25 protein-coding genes are annotated in these 19064 nt (G+C 66.2%); 7 read left to right on the top strand and 18 right to left on the bottom strand.

Annotated features, from left to right (window positions below):
- Nucleotides 1-173: 173 nt before the first annotated feature.
- Both G9Q80_RS02885 and G9Q80_RS02880 read left to right on the top strand, forming a co-directional pair.
- The gene (locus tag G9Q80_RS02885; RefSeq protein WP_052244649.1) at nucleotides 174-1301 is read left to right on the top strand and encodes a TAXI family TRAP transporter solute-binding subunit; all 1128 of its coding nucleotides are present in this window, start codon (nucleotides 174-176) and stop codon (nucleotides 1299-1301) included.
- A gap of 951 nt (nucleotides 1302-2252) precedes the next feature.
- Complete coding sequence (locus G9Q80_RS02880; protein ID WP_088670907.1) at nucleotides 2253-2450, top strand: hypothetical protein; 198 nt, start codon at nucleotides 2253-2255, stop codon at nucleotides 2448-2450.
- Nucleotides 2451-2580: 130 nt separating this feature from the next.
- On the opposite strand, the gene G9Q80_RS02875 is transcribed toward G9Q80_RS02880, so the two are convergent.
- The 9 genes from G9Q80_RS02875 to G9Q80_RS02835 all read right to left on the bottom strand — a co-directional run bounded on the left by G9Q80_RS02875 (nucleotide 2581) and on the right by G9Q80_RS02835 (nucleotide 8659).
- A complete protein-coding gene (locus G9Q80_RS02875; protein WP_088670906.1) occupies nucleotides 2581-2892 on the bottom strand; it encodes a type II toxin-antitoxin system RelE/ParE family toxin in 312 nt (103 codons plus the stop codon).
- Nucleotides 2873-3124 (bottom strand): type II toxin-antitoxin system ParD family antitoxin, encoded by a 252-nt coding sequence (locus G9Q80_RS02870; protein WP_043144421.1) that lies wholly within the window; start codon nucleotides 3122-3124, stop codon nucleotides 2873-2875. Before G9Q80_RS02870 ends, G9Q80_RS02875 begins: the two co-directional genes overlap by 20 nt.
- Nucleotides 3125-3185: 61 nt before the next feature.
- Nucleotides 3186-4295 carry a pyrroloquinoline quinone biosynthesis protein PqqE gene (gene pqqE, locus G9Q80_RS02865; protein WP_088716524.1) on the bottom strand — a complete coding sequence of 370 codons (1110 nt, stop codon included), beginning with the start codon at nucleotides 4293-4295 and terminating at the stop codon, nucleotides 3186-3188.
- The gene (pqqD, locus tag G9Q80_RS02860) at nucleotides 4292-4570 is read right to left on the bottom strand and encodes a pyrroloquinoline quinone biosynthesis peptide chaperone PqqD (RefSeq protein WP_069211795.1); all 279 of its coding nucleotides are present in this window, start codon (nucleotides 4568-4570) and stop codon (nucleotides 4292-4294) included. Before pqqD ends, pqqE begins: the two co-directional genes overlap by 4 nt.
- Nucleotides 4567-5316 (bottom strand): pyrroloquinoline-quinone synthase PqqC, encoded by a 750-nt coding sequence (pqqC, locus tag G9Q80_RS02855; protein ID WP_088716525.1) that lies wholly within the window; start codon nucleotides 5314-5316, stop codon nucleotides 4567-4569. Before pqqC ends, pqqD begins: the two co-directional genes overlap by 4 nt.
- Nucleotides 5313-6209 carry a pyrroloquinoline quinone biosynthesis protein PqqB gene (gene pqqB, locus G9Q80_RS02850; RefSeq protein WP_088670903.1) on the bottom strand — a complete coding sequence of 299 codons (897 nt, stop codon included), beginning with the start codon at nucleotides 6207-6209 and terminating at the stop codon, nucleotides 5313-5315. Before pqqB ends, pqqC begins: the two co-directional genes overlap by 4 nt.
- 22 nt (nucleotides 6210-6231) lie before the next feature.
- On the bottom strand, nucleotides 6232-6324 hold the full coding sequence (gene pqqA, locus G9Q80_RS02845; protein WP_043144416.1) for a pyrroloquinoline quinone precursor peptide PqqA: 93 nt from the start codon (nucleotides 6322-6324) through the stop codon (nucleotides 6232-6234).
- 79 nt (nucleotides 6325-6403) lie between these two features.
- On the bottom strand, nucleotides 6404-7087 hold the full coding sequence (locus tag G9Q80_RS02840; protein ID WP_043144415.1) for a response regulator transcription factor: 684 nt from the start codon (nucleotides 7085-7087) through the stop codon (nucleotides 6404-6406).
- 9 nt (nucleotides 7088-7096) lie between these two features.
- Nucleotides 7097-8659 carry a HAMP domain-containing sensor histidine kinase gene (locus G9Q80_RS02835; protein ID WP_088670902.1) on the bottom strand — a complete coding sequence of 521 codons (1563 nt, stop codon included), beginning with the start codon at nucleotides 8657-8659 and terminating at the stop codon, nucleotides 7097-7099.
- 178 nt (nucleotides 8660-8837) lie between these two features.
- Between G9Q80_RS02835 and G9Q80_RS02830 the strand changes: the two genes are divergently transcribed.
- On the top strand, nucleotides 8838-9050 hold the full coding sequence (locus G9Q80_RS02830; RefSeq protein ID WP_088670901.1) for a hypothetical protein: 213 nt from the start codon (nucleotides 8838-8840) through the stop codon (nucleotides 9048-9050).
- Between the two features lie 202 nt (nucleotides 9051-9252).
- Here G9Q80_RS02830 and G9Q80_RS02825 read toward each other — a convergent pair whose 3' ends face one another.
- The 9 genes from G9Q80_RS02825 to G9Q80_RS02785 all read right to left on the bottom strand — a co-directional run bounded on the left by G9Q80_RS02825 (nucleotide 9253) and on the right by G9Q80_RS02785 (nucleotide 16132).
- Nucleotides 9253-10059: an ABC transporter permease gene (locus G9Q80_RS02825; RefSeq protein ID WP_088716526.1), complete on the bottom strand. Its 807-nt coding sequence runs from the start codon at nucleotides 10057-10059 to the stop codon at nucleotides 9253-9255.
- On the bottom strand, nucleotides 10056-10790 hold the full coding sequence (locus tag G9Q80_RS02820) for an ABC transporter ATP-binding protein (protein ID WP_088716527.1): 735 nt from the start codon (nucleotides 10788-10790) through the stop codon (nucleotides 10056-10058). The genes G9Q80_RS02825 and G9Q80_RS02820 overlap by 4 nt, the downstream gene beginning before the upstream one ends.
- 13 nt (nucleotides 10791-10803) lie before the next feature.
- Nucleotides 10804-11403, bottom strand: a complete 600-nt coding sequence (locus G9Q80_RS02815; RefSeq protein ID WP_088716528.1) for an ABC transporter ATP-binding protein — start codon at nucleotides 11401-11403, stop codon at nucleotides 10804-10806.
- Complete coding sequence (locus G9Q80_RS02810; protein ID WP_168246325.1) at nucleotides 11400-12164, bottom strand: ABC transporter permease; 765 nt, start codon at nucleotides 12162-12164, stop codon at nucleotides 11400-11402. Before G9Q80_RS02810 ends, G9Q80_RS02815 begins: the two co-directional genes overlap by 4 nt.
- Nucleotides 12154-13131, bottom strand: coding sequence for an ABC transporter substrate-binding protein (locus G9Q80_RS02805; RefSeq protein WP_088716530.1), 978 nt, complete (start codon nucleotides 13129-13131; stop codon nucleotides 12154-12156). Before G9Q80_RS02805 ends, G9Q80_RS02810 begins: the two co-directional genes overlap by 11 nt.
- Nucleotides 13132-13236: 105 nt before the next feature.
- Nucleotides 13237-13491 (bottom strand): PepSY domain-containing protein, encoded by a 255-nt coding sequence (locus G9Q80_RS02800; protein ID WP_088716531.1) that lies wholly within the window; start codon nucleotides 13489-13491, stop codon nucleotides 13237-13239.
- 19 nt (nucleotides 13492-13510) lie between these two features.
- The gene (locus tag G9Q80_RS02795) at nucleotides 13511-13954 is read right to left on the bottom strand and encodes a hypothetical protein (protein WP_088702439.1); all 444 of its coding nucleotides are present in this window, start codon (nucleotides 13952-13954) and stop codon (nucleotides 13511-13513) included.
- 15 nt (nucleotides 13955-13969) lie between these two features.
- A complete protein-coding gene (locus G9Q80_RS02790; RefSeq protein WP_432806928.1) occupies nucleotides 13970-14944 on the bottom strand; it encodes a YVTN family beta-propeller repeat protein in 975 nt (324 codons plus the stop codon).
- Between the two features lie 15 nt (nucleotides 14945-14959).
- Nucleotides 14960-16132 (bottom strand): ABC transporter substrate-binding protein, encoded by a 1173-nt coding sequence (locus tag G9Q80_RS02785; RefSeq protein WP_088672529.1) that lies wholly within the window; start codon nucleotides 16130-16132, stop codon nucleotides 14960-14962.
- Nucleotides 16133-16304: 172 nt separating this feature from the next.
- Between G9Q80_RS02785 and G9Q80_RS02780 the strand changes: the two genes are divergently transcribed.
- Genes G9Q80_RS02780 through G9Q80_RS02765 form a run of 4 tightly spaced genes read left to right on the top strand, consistent with a single transcriptional unit; the run spans nucleotide 16305 to nucleotide 19063 of the window.
- Nucleotides 16305-16793 carry a DUF3280 domain-containing protein gene (locus tag G9Q80_RS02780; RefSeq protein WP_043144405.1) on the top strand — a complete coding sequence of 163 codons (489 nt, stop codon included), beginning with the start codon at nucleotides 16305-16307 and terminating at the stop codon, nucleotides 16791-16793.
- On the top strand, nucleotides 16790-17338 hold the full coding sequence (locus G9Q80_RS02775) for an SRPBCC family protein (RefSeq protein ID WP_088670897.1): 549 nt from the start codon (nucleotides 16790-16792) through the stop codon (nucleotides 17336-17338). The genes G9Q80_RS02780 and G9Q80_RS02775 overlap by 4 nt, the downstream gene beginning before the upstream one ends.
- Nucleotides 17301-18260, top strand: a complete 960-nt coding sequence (locus G9Q80_RS02770) for a YVTN family beta-propeller repeat protein (protein WP_088670896.1) — start codon at nucleotides 17301-17303, stop codon at nucleotides 18258-18260. Before G9Q80_RS02775 ends, G9Q80_RS02770 begins: the two co-directional genes overlap by 38 nt.
- Nucleotides 18260-19063, top strand: a complete 804-nt coding sequence (locus G9Q80_RS02765; RefSeq protein WP_088716532.1) for a quinoprotein dehydrogenase-associated SoxYZ-like carrier — start codon at nucleotides 18260-18262, stop codon at nucleotides 19061-19063. Before G9Q80_RS02770 ends, G9Q80_RS02765 begins: the two co-directional genes overlap by 1 nt.
- The last annotated feature ends 1 nt before the right edge of the window (nucleotide 19064 follow it).

Genomic DNA, 19064 nt, shown 5'->3' with positions numbered 1-19064 from the left:
CCACTCCGAGGAATACTATGAGATCCGGGCATTGCCCGGGGTCCAGGACCATTGGGAGCGCGTGGCAGCGATTTCGCCTGACGAAATGGTTGCAGGCAACCTGAGTCCGGACGAACGGATTGGCGTAAGACTGTTCCGACCAAATCACACAAGCTGCTCTTGGAGGAGAAGAGATGTTGAAACAGATGCTTATGGGAACTGTGACTGCCGTGTTTGTGGCTGCGGGCCTTCCGGCCCTGTCGCAGACCAAAGACGTGGAACTGCCACGGAACCTGTCCGTCACGTCCTATGACGTCGGGGCCTCGTCCTACAACCAAGCGGTGGCGCTTGGGACCGCGCTTGGCAACGCCTACGACATCTCGTTGCGCGTGCTGCCCGCGACCTCGGACGTGGCGCGTCTGCTGCCCGTAAAGCAGGGCCGCGTCGATTTTGGCGTTATCGGGTCGGAATCCTTCAACGCCGCCGAGGGAACAGAAGCCTTCGCCGATCCGTCGATCGGGCCGCAGCCGCTGCGCCTCGTGATCGGGTCGAACTCGGACAACTGCTTCACGCTCGGCCTGCGCGGCGATGCGGGCATCAAAAGCATCCAGGACATCAAAGGCAAACGTATCGCCTTTGTCGTCGGTGCGCCTGCGCTGCAGAGCAACGTGGCCGCTTTCCTCGCCTTCGGCGGGCTGACCTGGGATGACGTCGAAAAGGTCGACGTTGCCAGTTTCGGCGCTTCCTGGGAGGCGCTGATCAACGGTCAGGTCGATGCGATCACGACGCTGACCACGACGAGCTACAGCCAGCAGGCCGCTGCCTCGCCGGGAGGTCTGGCCTGGCTGCCGCTGCCCGCCGAGGACAAGGAAGGCTGGGCCCGCCTGCAGGCCGCAAAGCCGCAGTTTTCACCCCGCCTCGCCACGCTTGGTGCAAATATCTCGAAAGACACGCCGCTGGAATGCGCGGGCTTCCCGTTCCCGGTTCTGGCAACCTACCCGGACCGTGACGAGACGGTAGTCTACAACCTGACCAAGGCGGTGGACGATCAATACCAGGCTTACGTCGATATCGAACCTGCCATGAGCGGCTGGCGGGCTGACCGCCAAAACTTCCAATGGGTGATCCCGTACCACGCCGGCGCCGTCGCCTACTGGAAGGACAGGGGCCTGTGGACCGATGAGGCCGAAGCCCACAACCAGAAGCTGGTTCATCGCCAGGATCTCCTGATGAAGACCTGGGATGGCTTGGACGACAAGTCCAAGTGGCCGGAAGCGCGGGTCGCGGCGCTCAAGGAGGCCGGACTCGAGACCTACGAGTAAGGCCCGCCCGTGTCTATCGGGCAGACAGTACCCCGCCAGATCCTCTCTGGCGGGTTTTTTTTGACCCTGATCGATTTTCCCGGAAACCCCTTTCCGACGAGGTCGCGCGGTGCCTTCGACATGCCCGTATCCGTCGTTCCCGGCCCCGATGACCGGACCCAGATTGGAAAGTGCCTGGATCTCTCATTCGTGTTGCCGGACTTTTTCGGCAAATGGAGAATGGCGGGACGCCTGCCAGATTGACGGTTGAAAGCGGACAGGAGAATAACGACGTGGACAGCAAAGATATCGGCGGCCACTGGATCAGTGTGTCATGGCGGCAGGAATACGACGACGGCCGGGTGGTGCTGCCTATGGGGATGATCTGACCGGGTTCGTTCAGTATCACGATGGTCGCGTGGTCGTCATGATGATCGATGGCACCCGCCCGAATTTCACCACCAGCGGACAATGGGACGCCAGCATCATGCGCAGTGCACGTGAGCAGATCTTTGGTCCTGTGCCAGCGTGATCCGGGTGCATGAGTTTGGCGAGGCCGTGGCCTTGGCCAATGACACGCCTTTTGGCCTGTCAACCCCAACCGCCACCGGCACATAGAGATTGGCCAGTGTTGCTGAAACCAGCAGCTGGCAATTCGCGGTCTTGTCCGCTGATGAGGCCAACGCCGACCGAGCGTTCGCCTCGCCCCCATCGCGCATGACAGCGGTGCCCTTCGCGGGAAACGTGCCATTTGTGGAAGGAGGCGGCTGTCGCAGCACCTCCTTTTCCAGACCGACCTAGTTGCCAGCCATCACGGCCAGGTCTGAAAACCTTTGCTGAAAGGCTTCGTGCCGCTCCTACAGATATGGCGTTGTCCCATGTGCGCCGAGCTTAAGGATCCAGATCCGGCACGGCGCCTTCGGCGGATTGCCGAGAACTCAAGCACGCCGCCGGGGATCGGCTTGGTTCCAGATGCACCGCTTTGACTTTCAGGTCCGGCGCATCGGAAAGCAGCTTGCGCACCTGGTCTATCAACCCCGCGACGGTCGAGTCGGGCGCCTCGAAACTGACATCGGCATGCGCGACAACTCTTCTTCGGACCAGCCGGAGTCGAGAAAGAATGCCTCGTCGGGCGTGGGGTGGATGGCGACGCGCGGGGTGGCCGCCTGACCCTGCTGGCGCCCTCCCGGTTCATCGCGGATTACGTCGGAAATCACCATGCGGCCCGGCTTTTGGCGGTGGTGAGCGGGATCGACCCGTCAGTGCGCGAGGTTTGGATAGAGGCAGAGTAGGGCGCAGGTCAGGACGATAGGAATACCTGCCAGTTCTGGCGACTGTGCACGATGCGCAGCACGGCGAGATGGTCGTGTTCGACCTGGAAGATGATCAAGTGTGATCCGTAGGGATGCAGCCGCACGGGCGGCACGATTTCAAGGCGTTCCCGCGCGATGTGCGGGGTCTGACACAGGGTGCCCAGCTTTTCGTCGAGGCCACGCAGGTAAAGGTCGGCCTGATCGGCGGACCATGTTGCTGCCGTGTAGGTCCAGATATCCGTCATGTCGGCCTCGGCCGCCGGGGTCAGCCGGTAGTGGCTAACCCTTGTCCGGGCCATGATCCCGCCGCATCCGCGCAAGGAAGGCGTCCATGTCGACCTCGCGCGGGGCGCCGCTGGCCAACCCCTCGTCCACGAGTTTCTGAACCTCGGCAATCGCCGCCTGCCGGTCCTGGTCGCGGCGGATCAGGTCGCGGACATAGTCGCTGGCGTTGCTGTAGCGGCCCGTCCTGGCCTGTGACTCGACCCAATCCTTCATCGGATCGGGCAGGGATACGTTCATCGTTGCCATGATCACCCTCCGGCAGCGGAAGATTGGCATATTTTGGCAAGGTTTGTCAATTTCAGGGGGGCTACTCCGCCGGTTCCGCGGCCGTCTTCGGTGGCGCGTCGCGGTAGGTGAGCGCCGCGCCCTCCTGTGCCGCGTGGCCCTGGGCGCGGGCCTGCAGGGCGCCGTGATGGGGGGATTTCACGCAAACCGGATCGGTCGCGGCGGGATCGCCCGCAAGGGCCATGGCCTGACAGCGGCAGCCGCCGAAATCCACGGTCTTGCGTTCGCAGCTGGTGCAGGGCTCTTGCATCCAACCGGTGCCGCGATAGGCGTTGAAGGCGGCGCTGTTGCGCCAGATCTCACCCAGGGGACGGTCCTGCACGTTCTCGAAGGACAGGTGCGGGATGGTCTGGGCGGCGTGGCAGGGCAGGACCTGCCCGTCGGGCGCCACGTTCAGCCCGGTGGTGCCCCAGCCGCCCATGCAGCGCTTGGGGTAGTCGCCGTGGTAATCGGCGGGGACATAGTCGATCACCAGCTTGCCTTTCAGCGCGGCGCGCGCCTCTCCGACGATGCGTGTCGCCTCGGCGGCCTGTTCGCGGGTGGGCATCAGCGCGTCGCGGTTCCTCATCGCCCAGCCGTGGAACTGCACGGTGGCGACCTCGATCCGGCGCGCGCCCATCTCTTGTGCCATCTCCAGCGCGCGGGGCAATTGGTGCAGGTTGCGCCGGTGAAGCACGGCGTTCAGCGTCAGCGGAAAGCCGATCTCTCCGATCCACTGGGCCACCTGCATCTTGCGGTCGAACCCGCCGCGATAGCCGCCGATTTCATCGGCCATCTCGGCATCCGTGCCTTGTAGCGACAGTTGGACGTGGTCCAGTCCGGCGGCGTCCAGTTCCTGCAAGCGGCGCTGCGACAAGCCGATGCCGGAGGTGATGAGGTTGGTATAAAGCCCCGCGTCCCGTGCCGCGCGCACCAGCTCTGCCAGGTCACGGCGAGAGGCCGGTTCCCCGCCCGAGAGGTGCAGTTGCAGCACGCCCAGGTCTGCGGCCTCGCGGAACACGCGGGCCCATGTCTCGGTGTCCAGTTCGGAATCGATCCGGGCCATGTCCAGCGGGTTGGAACAGTACGGGCAGGAGAGCGGGCAGCGGTGAGTCAGCTCTGCCAGCATGGCGATGGGGGGCGGTGGGGTCATTGGGTCACGTCCAGGAACCGCCGGTCGCGCAGGGCGCCGAGGAATCCGGCGCTGTCCCTGGCGATCTCTTCGGCGGGGGCATTGTATTTCTGCGCCAGCCCTGCGGTGATCTGGGCAAAGCTGCGGGTGCCGTCGACCTCCGACAGGATGGCATGACCCACGGCGTCCAGCGTGATGGCGCGTTCGGGCGCCAGCAGCACCCAGGTCTCGCGCACCCGGTCGTAATGCAGGCGCACGCCGCGGGGCAGGGTGGGGATGTCGGATGGCCCGATCATGAGGCGCGTTTCAGCGCCAGCCCTTCGCCCGGTTGCCAGGCGCCGGGCGGGATGCGGGCGGGATCGACATAGGCCGAATGCAGGGCGTCAAGCTGGGACCAGAGCACATCCGTCTTGAAGATCAGGGCCTTGGCGGCCATGTCCTGCTTTTCCTGCGTGTCGGCATAGTCCAGCACCCAGCCCAGGCCAAAGGCCACGTCCTTGGGCGCCTCCTTCAGCCGGTTGCGGAAGTAGGACAGCGAGCTGTCATCCGCGAAATCGTAGTTCTTCAGCAGGCCCTCGATGCGGTTGGCGTGGATCTTGGGGGCGAAAAGTTCTGTCAGCGAGGCAGCGACCGCCTCCAGCAGGGTCTTGTCGCGGACAAACCGCACATAGGCGTCGACAGCGAATTTCGTCGCGGGCAACACGCCCTCGCAGGAGGCGACATACTCGGGGTCCAGCCCCACCGCCTCTGCCAGCCGCAGCCAGCGGCGGATGCCGCCCTCGTTGGTGTCGGTGCCGTCGTGATCCTCGATCCGGCTCCGCCAGGCGCGGCGCAGATCGGGGTCCTCGACCCGGGACATGAAGGCGGCGTCCTTCATCGGGATCGAATGCTGGTAGTAATAGCGGTTGATGACCCAGGCGCGCACCTGGTCGGGGGTGCAGCCGCCGCCGTGCAAAAGGTCATGGAACGGGTGCAGGTCGTGATAGCGCTCGGCGCCGATCTGGCGCAGGCGGGCTTCGAAATCCTCGCGGCTTTGGGTCATGTGGTGATCTCCATTCCGTCCTGTCCGATGGTCCATCCGGCGGCCTCGGCCCGGGCGCGTTCGTCGGACTCCGGGCGCAGCACGGGGTTGGTGTTGTTCATGTGCACATAGATCTTGCGGGTGATCCCCAGCCCGTCGAAGGCAGCCAGAGAGCCCTCCGGCCCGCTCATCGACATATGGCCCATGCGCTGGCCGGTCTTCTGGCCCAGCCCCTCGGTGATCATCTCGTCATCGCGCCAGAGCGTGCCGTCGAAGAACAGCAGGTCGGCGCCCCGCAGGCGGGCGCGCAGGTCATCCGTCAGCATGGCGCAGCCGGGGATATAAAGCGTGCGGGTGTCACGCGACACCAGTTCGACACCGACGGTCTGATCGCCGATCACGTCGGTCTCGACGGTCTCGCCCTCCATATAGAGCGGCACCTTGCCGGGCACCGGGAACAGCGTCGCCGTCAGGCCGGGCAGCAGGTCAAAGGGGCGGTCAAGGTCGATGGCGCTGCGGGTGACGACATTGGCATTCAGCGCGTCGAAGACCGGGTTCTGCGCCAGGACGTCGTGAATGCCAGCGGTCGCGAACAGGGTGAATTCCTGCATCTCGCGCAGGGTCAGCAGACCGGCCACATGGTCGATGTCACCATTCGTCACCAGCACGGCGCGCAGGGGGCAGTCACGCAGCCCCGTCGGGAACAGCGCGGGCGTGCAGGAGAGTTGGTGACGAATGTCCGGGGAGGCGTTCAAGATCGCCCAGGTCTGGCCGTCTGCCGACACCGCAAGAGAGGATTGCGTCTGAGAGGGAATATCCCCGGCGCGGGCGAGGGTGCAGTTGCGGCAGCCGCAGTTCCACTGCGGAAGCCCGCCACCCGCCGCCGCCCCGAGGATATGCGCGCGGAAACTCATGATACCCTCCGCGCGCCGCGCCTCAGAACAGGACGCCGTCGTCGTGCTCGGGGCCGTACATGTTGATTTCCATGCCGCACTCGATTTCGCGGATCGCGGGTTTCGTCCAGGCCATTGTCATTCCTCCTTTGACGTGGGTGCCTTTAGCCTCTCGACTGTCGCACCCGCCCCGGCGGACTGACGATTCTTATTTTCTAAGAGCGTTGCGCGACGATCGGGGCGTTTCCGGTGAGGCAAAAACCCTTGTTTCGTATCGTCCTGATTTCAAAAGGGAAATCCTGCCCACTCAATTTCTTGCGCAAATAGCCGATGTAGACGTCTACGACGTTTTCACTAGTCCCCTCGACCGACCAGAGGTGGTCAAAGATGGCGCCGCGATGCAGCGGGGTGCCCGCGTGTTCTGCCAGGAGGCACAAGAGGTCGGCCTCGCGCTCGGTCAGAGTGACCTCGCCGGCGGGGCCGCTCAGCACCCGGTCGGGCAGGGTCAGCCGGGCGGATTTCGGGGCCTGTCGGTCGGCGCGGCGTTCCTGCACCCGCAGCCGGGCCACCAGTTCGTCAAAGGAGAAGGGCTTGACGATATAGTCATCGGCCCCCGCCTCCAGCCCCGCGGCGCGGTGTTCGACCTCTGACAGGGCCGAGAGCATGAGGATCGGCAGGGTGGCGCCGCGCGCGCGGGCGGTGCGCACCAGGTCCAGCCCGCTGTCGGCGCCCAGCATCACGTCCACGATGGCGCCCTTGAAAGGTTCCGACAACAGACGGTCCAGCGCGCGGTCGGCGCGGTTCTCTGTCTCGGCGGCGTAGTCGTGCAGCGCCAGCCCCCGGGCCAGGGCCGAGGTGATCTGCGGGTCGTCGTCGACGATGAGAAGGCGCGCGGTCATGGGCGCAGGCTACTCCGCCGCAAGGGGAAGGAGAACCGCGATCTTTGTCCCGGCGGCCCGCTCCGGCAGGGGGCTGGTCAGGGTGATCCGCCCGCCCTGTTCCTCGATCACCCAGCGGGCCAGCGCCAGGCCGATGCCAAAGCCCTGGGCATTGGCGGCGCCCCCCTGGGCAAAGCGGGCAAAGATGCGGGCCTGGTCCTGTTGCGGGATGCCGGGGCCATGATCGGTGACGGCGATCCCCGCCAGCGCGCCGTCCCGTGCCGGGCCGATCCGCACCATCCCGCCGGCGCGGGCGTGGCGGATGGCATTGCGCACCAGCCCGGCCAGCACCTGCCGCAGCCAGTTGGGATCGGCGGTCACGCTCAGGTCGGGGATGTCCGAAAGCTCCAGCCGCATCCCGGCGTTCTCGATCTCGGCGCCGACCTCCTCGGCCACTTCGGCGGCGATGCGGGGCAGGGGGGCGGGCTGCACTTCCAGCGCCAGTTGCCCGCTGTCCGAGCGCGCCACGCGCAAGAGGTCGTCGATCCGCCGGTTCAGCCGCGCGGCACGGGTCTCTATGGTGGCAAAGGCCTCGGGCGCGGTGCCGGTCTGGCGGCCGATCTGCGCCTCCATCAGGATCACCGTCAGCGGCGTGCGCAATTCGTGGCTGATGTCGGCGAAAAAACGGCGGCGGTTCTCGTCGACCTGTTCCAGCCGCAGGTTGGCGGCGCGCAGCGCCTCGGTACGCTCGGCCACGATCTCGTTCAGGCGGGCGCGGTCGGCCCTGATCTCGGCCTGCCGGTCCGCCAGCGCGCGGGCCATGCGGTTGGTCTCGGCATAAAGCTGCCCGATCTCGTCGCCACGGGTGACGGGCAGGGCGACGGCGAAATCCTCTTGCCCGATCTGGCGGGCGGCGGCGCGCAGCCGGTCCAGCCGCCCGAACTGTGGCCGTATCAACCCGAAGTAGAAGAGCAGGACCAAGGCCAGCGACAGCGCGGCCAGCAGGATGGCGGTCAGCGAGAGGCTGCGGCGCAGGTCCTCGATGCCTTGCAGGGTCTCGTTGCGGAACCGCGCCTCTGTGCTGACGGCCTGGCTCAGCAGCGGGTCGATGGCGCTGGCGAAACTGTCGGTCTGGGCGCGCAGGCGGTCGCGGTCGGCCTCTGGACTGGCCAGCGCGGTCACCGTGTTGTCGAGCAGCGCGCGCATCCGGGCAAGGCCCAGCGACTGCGTCGCGTGGCGCGATTGCTGGTCGATCCCCAGCGCCTCGGCCCGGATCACCGCCTGTTCCAGGTCGCGGTCGAGATCGGTGAAGGTGCGCCGCAACTGGTCGGCCACCGGGGCCAGCCGGTCGGCCCGCGTGTCGGCGGGCAGGCCGCTTTGCGCCGCCTCGGTTGCCACCACCAAAAAGCCCGAGACCTGCCGCGAGAGGGCGGCATAGCGGTTCATCCGCGCCTCGGCCGCCAGCGCCGCGTCCAGCCGGTCGGCCACCCGCGTCATGCCGGAAAAAAGCACCGCCGCCGCCAGGATCGTGCCCGCACCCAGGAGCGCCGCGCCCAGGCCCAGCCGCAGTTTCAGCGAGAGCGTGGGGAACATGTGCAAGACGGGACTCCTTCCAGTTTGACTGGATTCTGGGCGTCGCGGCCGTAGCGCCTGAAATTTGTGCACTTCTCAGCGACAGAGTTTCGCGGCGGCGCGAGGATTTTTTCGAGTCCTAACCGGTTTCATGGCATCATGGAGTTACGACTAAAGGTTTAATTGACAGAGGTGAATTATGATAGAACTGCTGTTTGTTGCCTGCCTGTCAGGCACCCCCGGGGCCGTTGTGGCCTGCGAGGAAAAGAGCCTGCTTTTTACCGATGTGACGCCGATGACTTGCATGATGGGCGCCCAGCCGGTGCTGGCCAAATGGATAGAGACTCATCCGGCCTTCACCATCCAGAGTTGGAAGTGCAAGACGGTGCGGTCTTTCGAACGCGACGCCTGAGATTGGACACGCGCCCTGACGGGAGGGCCGGTCGCGTGTTCGTTTGTGACTTTGGGTTTGTCATTTTGACGGTTTGTGGATTTTGAGAGCGGGGGAGGGGGGGCTGCGCGCCCCCCGTCTCCCTGCGGTCGACTCCCCCCCGGAGGTATTTTTGGAGAGAAGAAGCCTGGGCGCGTGCCATTGCCGGAGGGCGCGCGCGGCGTCAGGTCTTGCGCTTCATCAGCCCGCGGGCGGGGTCGTAACCCCAGACGGCGGCGCCCATCAGCACGGCGACCGAGAGCGACACCCAGCCGAGCGCGGGCAGGTTCAGCTGCAGGTAGAGTGCGAAGCGGATCAGCTCGACGGCGTGGGTGAAGGGATTGGCGGCGCAGATGTCGTGCAGGAGTTCCGAGCTTTCAGCCATTTTCCACAAGGGGTAGAGCGCCGAGGAGAGGAAGAACATCGGGAAGATGACGAAGTTCATCACGCCGGCGAAGTTTTCCAGCTGGCGGATGAAGCTGGAGAGCACCAGCCCCAGCGCCCCCAGCATCAGCCCGGCCAGCGCCAGGGCGGGCAGGGCGGCGACATAGCCCAGCGGCGGCATGGTGATGCCGAACCCCGCCGCCACGGCGAGGAAGGTATAGACCTGCAGGATGGAAATCGCCGTCGATCCCAGCAACCGTGAGAACAGCAGCCACCAGCGCGGGAAGGGGCTGGTGAGCAGGAGCCGCATGGAGCCCATCTCGCGGTCGTAGACGAGGCTGAGCGAGGACTGCATCCCGTTGAACAGCAGGATCATCCCGCAGAGGCCGGGAACGATGTAGGTCTCGTAGGTGATATAGGTCTGATAGGGCGGGATGATCGAAAGGCCGAGCGCGGCGCGAAACCCGGCGGCAAAGACCAGCAGCCAGACCAGCGGGCGCACAAGCGCGGCGATGAACCTTTCGCGCTGGTGGACAAAGCGCAGGAACTCGCGCCCTATGACGGCGCGCAGGATGCCCAAGTGTCCCTTGATGCCGAACCCCGTCATGCCTGCGCCCCTGTCTGCGCCTTTGTGCGAGAGAGGAACCAGTCCGACAGGGGCGTGTCTCCCCGGATCTCTCCGGTCTGGCCGTCGGCGATGATCTGTCCCTTGTGCAGGACAAGCAGTTGGTCCTCGTCGCGGACCTCATCCGTCAGGTGGGTGGTCCAGAGCACGCAGAGTCCGTCGGTGCGGGCGAGGTCATGGACCTGTGCGGTGATCGCCATGCGCGATTCCACGTCCAGCCCCACGGTGGGTTCATCCAGCAGCAGCACGCGCGGGTCATGCAGCAGCGCGCGCGCCAGTTCGGTGCGCCGCCTGTGGCCGCCGTTCAGCGCGCGGGCCTTTTCGTCGGCGCGTTCGCGCATCCCCAGCCGGTCGAGCGCGGCGTCGATGCGGGCGGGGACCTGCGCCCGGGGCAGCCCGTGCAGCGCCGCGAAATAGGCGAGGTTCTGACGCACGGTCAGATCGAGATCCAGCGTGCTCTGCTGAAAGACGACGCCAAGCGCGGCCAGCGCGCGGCGGGGATGCCTGCGCATGTCCTGGCCCGCGACATGGATGTCGCCGCCGGGCGCCACCAGGAGCCGGGTCAGCAGCGAGACCAGCGTCGATTTCCCGGCGCCGTTCGGGCCGAGCAGGGCGCAGAAGCGCCCCGAGGGCACGGCAAAGCCGACCTCGTCCAGCGCCTTTTTGGCCCCGTAGTTGAAACTCAGCCCCTCGACACGCAGCCCGTCCGTCATCGCATAATCCGTCTTATGTTAAGTCCTTCAGGGTCGCCGGCGTGCCGTCCAGCCGCAGGATCCGGTCCGCCAGCCTTTCGGCCTCGGCCCGGTCATGGGTCACGAAGAGCGTCGCGGGCCGGGTCGTGGCCATCAGGGATTCGGTCAGGGCCAGCATACGCTCTGCGGTCTCGGGGTCGAGCGAGGCAAAGGGTTCGTCCATGATCAGCAGGTCCGGCGGCGTGGCAAAGCCACGCGCCAGCGCCAGCCGCCGTTGCTGGCCCAGCGAAAGCTGGCCGGGAAAGAGCGTTTCCTTACCCGAAAGGCCGACCCGGTCCAGCGCCGCGCGGGCGCCCTCTGTCCCAAGGTCGGGATGCACCAGCGTCAGGTTCTGCAGCACGCTGCGCCAGGGCAAGAGCGTGGGCTCCTGAAAGACGACGGCCATGCGGTCGGGGCGGCCGACATGGCCGCTGAATGCCTCGTCGGTCCCGGCGAGGATGCGCAAGACGGTGCTCTTGCCGATGCCCGAGGGGCCGACAAGCGCCACGCATTCGCCCGGCGCGATGTCGAAATGCACCCGGCCCAGCACCTGCGCCTCGCCGAAATGTTTGGCCTCGATCCGGACGCGGATCATGCCTGCCTCCAGCGCCGGACGCGGCGTTCCCAGGGTTGCAGGACCAGCCATTCCACCAGCAGCATGACGCAGATGAAGGACAGCGCGTAGACCAGCACCATCGCCACGTCGAACAGCTGAAAATACAGGTGGATCTGAAAGCCGATCCCGGAAGACCGCCCGAGGAATTCGACCACCAGCACGATTTTCCAGATCACCGCGATGCCCGACCGGGCGGCGGCGGTGATAAAGGGCGCCAGCTGTGGCAGCACGATATGCGCCATGCGGCGGCGCCAGCTCATCCGGTAGATGCGCGCCATCGCGTCCAGCTGCGGGTCCATCGCGCGGGCGCCTTCGCGGATCACGGTGGTCACGTTGGGGATCTTGTTCAGCGTCACCGCCACAATAGCCGCCGTCTCGGTCAGCCCGATCCAGAGGTAACAGAGCACGATCAGCACCAGCGCGGGCAGGTTGAGAAAGATCACCAGCCAGGGGTCCAGCCAGCGGTTCACCGCCTCGGACCGGCCCATGACCAGCCCCAGCGCGATGCCCAGCCCCATTGCCAGCGCAAAGGCCCAGAGCACCCGGACAAGGGTCTGCCCCAGGTGATAGAGCAATTCGCCATTGGCGAGTTCCTGGCGAAAGGGCGCCGCCAGCGCAAAGGGCGACGGCAGCACCTGCGGGTCCGCCGTCAGCCCTGCCGCCACGACCCAGAGAAGCCCCAGAAGGAGGATCGACAGGATCGTGACCGTGCGGTGCGAGGTGGCCCGCTCAGTCGAGATCCGCAAACAGACCCTCCGGCACCCTGTCCGCCTTGCCGACCAGCTCGGCGCCGCCAAGATCGGCCATGACCTGCAGCATCTTGTTCGCGGCCTCGATGTTGACCGGGCCGCGCGCGGGGATGCCGCCCAGCCAGTCGGCTTTCAGCGTCTCGAACTGGGCGTCGGTCTTGGCGTTCATGCGGGGGCGGATCGCCTCCCAGGCGGCGGGGTCATTGGCCAGCAGGTCCTTGGCGTCGCGGCTGGCATCGTAAAGCGCCTGCGCCAGCCCCGGGTTGGCGTCGAGGAAGCTTTCCTTGAGGTAGTAGCCCAGGAGCGGCGTGTTCGGGTCCAGCCCCAGCGCCTTGCCGGCGGTGTCGACCGAGATCAGTTCTCGCATCCCGCCGGCCTTCATCTTGGCGAGGAAGTGCCAGAAGTTGATGGCGCCCGCGTAGTCGCCGCCGAGGCCGGACTTGAAGATCAGCGGCGGTGCGCCAAAGACCTGTTCCGTCTCGGCCTTGAGGTCAAAGCCGTGTTCCTGCTGGGCATAGGCGCGCAGGATCAGCCAGGACTTGTCCAGCGGCCCGCCCGCGATGCCGATCTTGCCGCCGGCGAGGTCCGGCAGGGCCTGCGCCTCGCTGGCCTCGGGGACGAGGATGGCGCCGACCGCGCGGCTGTAGGGGATAAAGACGTAATCCTTGCCCGCCGCGCGCTGGCGCGCGACCCAGATCCAGTCCGCGACGGCCATGTCGGCCTCGCCGCCCTCGACCGCGATGCGGGTGGCGCCGTTGTCGGCATAGCCCTGCACGTCCAGCGCAAAGCCGTGCTTCTTGTCAAAGCCCTGTTCGGTGATGGTCGCCAGTTCCCAGTTCACGGTGCCGATTTTCAGCACCGCGGCGCGGATCGTGGGCACGTCCTGCGCCAGTGCCGGTGCGGCCAGTGTCAGCGCGGTGGCGGCAATGGCCCCGATGCGGCTGAAGATGGTCAGCATGGTTGTTCCTCCCCTGTCTGCCGGGCCTCCCGGCCCGGCTCTCCTGTCCTGACCCTAGTGCGCCGCAGGCCTTGCGGCGACTGGTCCAAAGGTCGTGTTTCCGCGCTATTCCGCGCGGCGGCCGATCTCGTTCAACTCGGCGTCCAGCTCGATGTCGAACTGGTTGCCGCCCTTGCAGATCACGTCGTCAAGCTCATAGCCGCCGTCTTCCATCTCGATGTCGTCCGGGTCCATCTGGCATTCCATCTCGGCCAGCAGGGCCTCGATTTTCGCGACGGTCGCGGCATCGGGCCGGTCGTCATCGGCCAGCGCGGGCCCGGCAAGGCCAAGGGCGCAGGCAAGGGCAAGGGCGTATTTCATCTCTCGTTACTCCGTCGGTTTACTGGATGTTGAAGGTGACGCGCTGGGTCTCGCCGGTGGTGCCGGGGATGCGGACGACGTGGCTGCCGGGCTTGATCGCGATAAAGGACAGCGTGACCGTCCCGGCCTTGTCGAACTCGATGGAATCGATCGCCATCGGCCGGATCTCGATCTTGTTGATGACGATCTCGTTCATCCAGATCGACCGGAAAAAGCTGGGCCCCTCGATCGCCAGTTCGGCAGAGCCGTCGGCGACGATCTCCAGCTCGTAATAGGCGCCCGATTGCAGCACCATGTCCTCGCCCAGCGGTTCGCCCGAGGCCAGCGTCAGGCGGATCGGCTCTTCGGCGCGGTTGCAGGCGGCCAGCAGCCCGGCAAAGCCGAAATCGTCACAGAGCGGCGCGGCGACGGCGGGGGTGGCCAGGGCAGAGGCCAGAAGGCCGGCGGCAAAGAGGGTTTTCATGGGATCTCCTGTTGCTTAATTCGGGGTGACGACAACGCCCCAGGGCTGTTGTCCGACCTGGACCGACTTGATCGCCTTTTCGGCCGCGACGTCGATCACGGTGATGTCGTTGGAATTGCCGTTGGTGGTCAGCAGGTATTTTTCGTCCGGCGTGAACGCCAGCTGCCAGACCCGCTGGCCGACGATGATGTAGTCGAGCACCTCCAGGCTCTCTCCATCGATTACCGCGACGCGGTTGGCCGGGCCTAGTGCGACGAAAATACGATTGCCATCCTGCGTGACCTTGACCCCCACGGGCTGCAGCCACTCGGGCAGGACGCCGGGCACCTCGAAGCCGATCTTGGTCACCAGCGTCGGCGCGCCGTCGGGGGCGATGTCCATGACGCTGACCGTGCCGCCGATTTCCGACGAGACGAACAGCCGCTTGCCGTCGGCGGTGTACTGGGCATAGCGCGGGCGCTGGTCGACCAGCACGTTATGCTTGATCGTGTAATCGCTGGTGTCGATGAAATGCGCCATGTTGGTGGTTTCCGAGGTGTTGACCACCCATTTCTCGTCCGGGCTGATGCCCATGCCCTCGGGTTCCACGCCCACCGGCACCTCGGCCAGGACCACGCCCTTTTCCGTATCGGTCACGGTCACCAGGTTGTCGTCCTCGTTGGCGATATACAGATGCTTGCCGTCGCTGCTGATGACGAACAGCTCGGGGTCCGGGCCGGAGGGCAGCGTGCCGATTTCCTTGTAGGTCTCGGTGTCAAAGACCCGCACCAGGTTGTCGTCCGAGGCGCAGACATAGAGTTTCGTGCCATCCGGGCTGAGCGTGATGCCGCGCGGGCGGTTGCCGCCGGGAAACTCGGTGATGACCTCCCATGTGTCGGTGTCGACCACGGTGATCGTGTTGCCCCGCTCGTTCGAGACGAAGGCCTTGTTGGCCAGCGCGGGCGTCGCCGCCAGCAGGGCGAGGGCAAGGGTGATAGAACGCATTTTCATCAAACAGAACTCCGGTCAGTTAAAGGCCGAGCAGGCGGATTCGGGCCGGTCCAGCCCCAGCGTGTCGAGCGGGGAGACCCGGTGCAGGAACCCGTCCTGAGGGCTGACGCTGACGGTGATCATGCCGTCATACAGAAGGATCGGCTGGCGCAGCTGGCCGTTCCAGTTGCGGAACGTCACCTTTTGCCCCTTGAAGGCCGCCAGCTCGAAGTCATCGGACAAGGCATAGTCGCGGAGGCCCATCGCATCGACGGTGCTGGCCCGTGTCACCGCCTCGCCCACCACGCGCAGCGCCAGCCAGACGTTGTAATCCTCGGGCTTGACATAGCGCCCGGTCAGCGCCTCGAACCGGGTCTGGAACTGGGTCGCGCCCCAGGCCTCGTGCGCGGCGTGAAAGGTCGTCGGCCACAGACCGGCCGAGCCCATGACGGGCCGCGGCGACCAATGGTGATAGCCAAGGTAACGGGCGAAATAATCGGTCGCATCGGCGGCGATCAGCAGGTCGTGCCCCTCGGCGCCTTGGGTGAAGACCGGCAGTTGCCGCTGCACCATGACATGGCCCGAATCCGTGCGCCGCGCGCCGCCTGTGTCCTCAAAGGTCCGTTCGTCGGTGATCCTGGCGCCGAACTTGCGCGCCGCCTTGCGATAGGCCTCTGCCAGCTCGACATCCGCCGGGTTGGAGCCCGCGACCAGGAACCAGCGTTTCCACTGTTTCCAGACCGCGAATTGCGCCACCGCGTCGGCCATCATGCCGTTCGATGGCGCGATGTGCAGCAGGTTGCCCCGGCATTGATCGTCGCGCAGCGCCAGCCCCGGCGCGCTTGCGTTCAGCACCAGCGCCCCCGCCTCTGCCGCACGGTCGGCCAGCCGCAGCAGATCCGCATCCCGCGCCAGCACCACGACCAGAGTGATCCCCTCGGCCAGGATCTCGTCCAGCGCCGCATCGGCGCCTTCGGGCGCGGTGGCCCTGTGGATCGTCTCGTAGGTATGGCCCAGGAAGCGGCCCGTGGTGCCGTTGTCCTCATCCGCCAGCATGGCGCCCGCAAAGCCCAGGTCCTCGGCCCGCAGGTCATAGCGCGAGATCGGCAAGAGCGTCTCGTAATCCACCCGCAGCACCGCCGCGCGCACGTCCAGCGCCAGCGCGCCAGAGGCGCCCAGCACGGCAAGACAAGCCGCCAGAAGCGGCATCAGAACATATCGCACTTTCTCCTCCCTTCGGCCCGTTTTACCGGTTGCGGGCGCTGTGCCGGAGCCTTCCAGATCGCCGTTGGCCCGGCGACCGATACCTTTGGCGCGGTTGTATACCAAAGCCTACCGAATACACTTTGTCGCACTATTCTTATTTTCTAAGAACGGTGCCATGAGACTGATAACGCTACTCTTTCTCCTCCTGGGCGCCGGTGCCGCCGCCGCGCAGGAAAAGGTGGCCTTCTTCGGGCTGACCCTGTTGGACAGCTCGCTGCAGACGGCAGAGACCGGCGACCACGGAGAGCGCGCGCGCATTGCCATGCTGGAACAGATGGTGCGCCAGAGATTCGCCGAAGAGGGCTATGACCTGCTCGACCTCGACCCGGTCCGGGAAGACCTCGACCGGATTGTGAACCCGGCCAAATGCTATGGCTGCGATACCCGCATGGCGACCAAGCTGGGCGCCGATTATGCGCTGGTGGGCGAGGTCCAGAAGGTGTCGAACCTGATCCTGTCGATGAACCTGCAGATGCGCGACGCCGAGACCGGGCAGATGGTCAAGGGCCGGGTCGTCGATTTCCGGGGCAACACCGACCAGTCCTGGAGCCGCGCCATGCGCTACATCCTGAAGACCGCGTTTTTCGTTGAGGAGGAAAAATGAAACGACGCCTGTTCCTTGCGGCCAGTGCCGCGATCCTTGCCCCCGGCCTTGCGCTGGCGCATGGGCCGACCCGGCAAAAAGTCACCGTGACGACCGAGGTCGCCGCCGCCCCGGCAGAGGTCTGGGCCGCGATCGGCAATTTCCAGGATCTCGGCTGGCACCCGGCGGTGGTCTCTCAATCCGGCGAGGGCGGCAACGCGATCGACGCCACCCGGCAGCTGTATCTCTCCGACCAGGGCGCCGAGGGGCCGATGATCTCGGAGATCCTGTATAAATTCAGCGACGAGAAGATGAGCTATTCCTACCGCATCACCGATGTCGCGGTCGAGGTGCTGCCCGTCACCAATTATTCCAGCCACCTGACGGTGAAACCGCTGGACGGCGGCGGCTCGCTGGTGGAATGGCGCGGCGCCTTTTACCGCGGCTACCCGAACAACGACCCGCCCGAGCACCTGAACGACGCGGCGGCCATCGCGGCGGTGACGGCGGTCTACCAGGCGGGCCTCGATGCGCTGGTGGAACGGTTCGGTGCGCCCGGTTCGTGATCTTGCGCTGGCCCTGCTGGTGCTGGCGGGGCCGGCCCTGGCCGACACGGCCTTTGTCACCTGCCAGAACGGCGAGGTGCTGAGCGTTCTCGACCTCGACAAGGGGACGGAACGCGCCCGCTGGCCCCTGCCCGGCAAGCCCGCGGGGATCGCCGTGGGCGCCGGCGCGGTCTATACCGTTTCCCCCGATGACAAGACGGTGCGCCGTCTCTCGCCCGAGACGGGCGAGGTGCTGGCCCGCGTGACGCTGGACGGCGGCCCCATCGGCGTGGCGCTGGACGCGGGGCGCGGGCGGCTGTTTGTCTCGGACTGGTACAATGCCCGGATCTGGGTGCTGGACGGCAAGACGCTTGGCGTCACCGCCGAATTGGCGACAGGCGCCGCCCCGGCGGGGCTGGCGCTCTCGCCGGATGGAGCCTTTATTGCCTCGGCCGACCGCGACGCTGACCAGGTGTCGCTGTTCGATGCCGAAACGCTGGCGCCGCTGGCCCGCGTGACCGTGGGCACCCGCCCCTTCGGCCTGCGCTTTGCCCCGGACGGGCGTCTGTTCGTCGGCAATGTCGGCAGCAATGACGTGACGGTGATCGACGCGGCCCGGGCCGGGGTGCTGGCCACCGTGCCCGTCGGCGCCCGCCCCTATGGTGTGGGGTTCGCGCGGGGCCGTGCCTTTGTCACCAACCAGTATGCCGACACGGTCAGCGTGATCGCGCTGGACACGCTGGCGCCCGAGGCGCTGATCAGCGTCGGAGAATACCCCGAGGGCATTGACACCTCAGCGGACGGCCAGCGTATCCTCGTCGCCAACTGGTTCGAGAACACGGTCAGCGTGATCGACGCCGCGACGCTGCAGGTGATCGCCGAGATCGAGACAGGCGACGGTCCGCGCGCCTTCGGGACCTTTGTCATGACGGAGGATGGATGATGATCCGAAACGCTGTTGCCGCGCTTCTTTTGGGCGCAACCGCCCTGCCCTGTTTCGCGGGTGAAAGCTGGGACCAGATCCGGGATGAGCTTTACGGCACCCGCCCACTGCTGGACGGCGCGCGGCTGATCGCGCTGGACGTGCCCTACCGGACGCCCAACGACGCCCGCACACAGATCGCCGCGCACGTCGTGGCGCCCGAGGGCGGGCAGATCGCCCGCGTCTCTGTCATCCTCGATGAAAACCCCATGCCGGTCTCTGCCGTCTTTGCGCTGGACAGCCCGCAGGACAGTTTCTTCTTTGACGTCACGATGCGCGTCAACGGCCCCACCCCGCTGCACGTCGTGGCCGAAACCGGCGACGGGCGGCTTTTCGTGACAGAGGCTTTCGTCAAGACCTCGGGCCAGGGCGCCTGTTCCGCTCCGCCGGGCAGCGACCCCAAGGAGGCGCTGAAAACCCTGGGCAACATGGCGCTGAGCCTGGCCGACGCGGACACCGCGCGCGACCGGCTGGCGGGCCTTTCGGCGCGGCTGCGGCAGTTGGACGTGGACATCTCGCACCCCTCGCATTCGGGGATGCAGATGGACCAGATTTCGCTGCTGTTCATCCCTATGCGTTATGTCGAGGACCTGGAGATCGACCTGGACGGCGCGGGCTATGTCGGTGTGACCGGGTCCATTTCCCTGTCGGAAAACCCGCGCCTCGGCGTCTCCATCCCCGCGCGCACGCGGTCGGTGGACGTGAGCCTGCGGGACACCAGCGGCACGGTCAGCCACGCGCACAAGTCGCTGGCAGGGTATTGAC

Origin of the sequence: Mameliella sp. LZ-28 (assembly GCF_012274245.1) — a bacterium.
GTDB lineage: Bacteria > Pseudomonadota > Alphaproteobacteria > Rhodobacterales > Rhodobacteraceae > Antarctobacter > Antarctobacter albus.
Note: the sequence above shows the minus strand (reverse complement) of the source record. Positions and strands in the feature narration are given on the sequence as shown.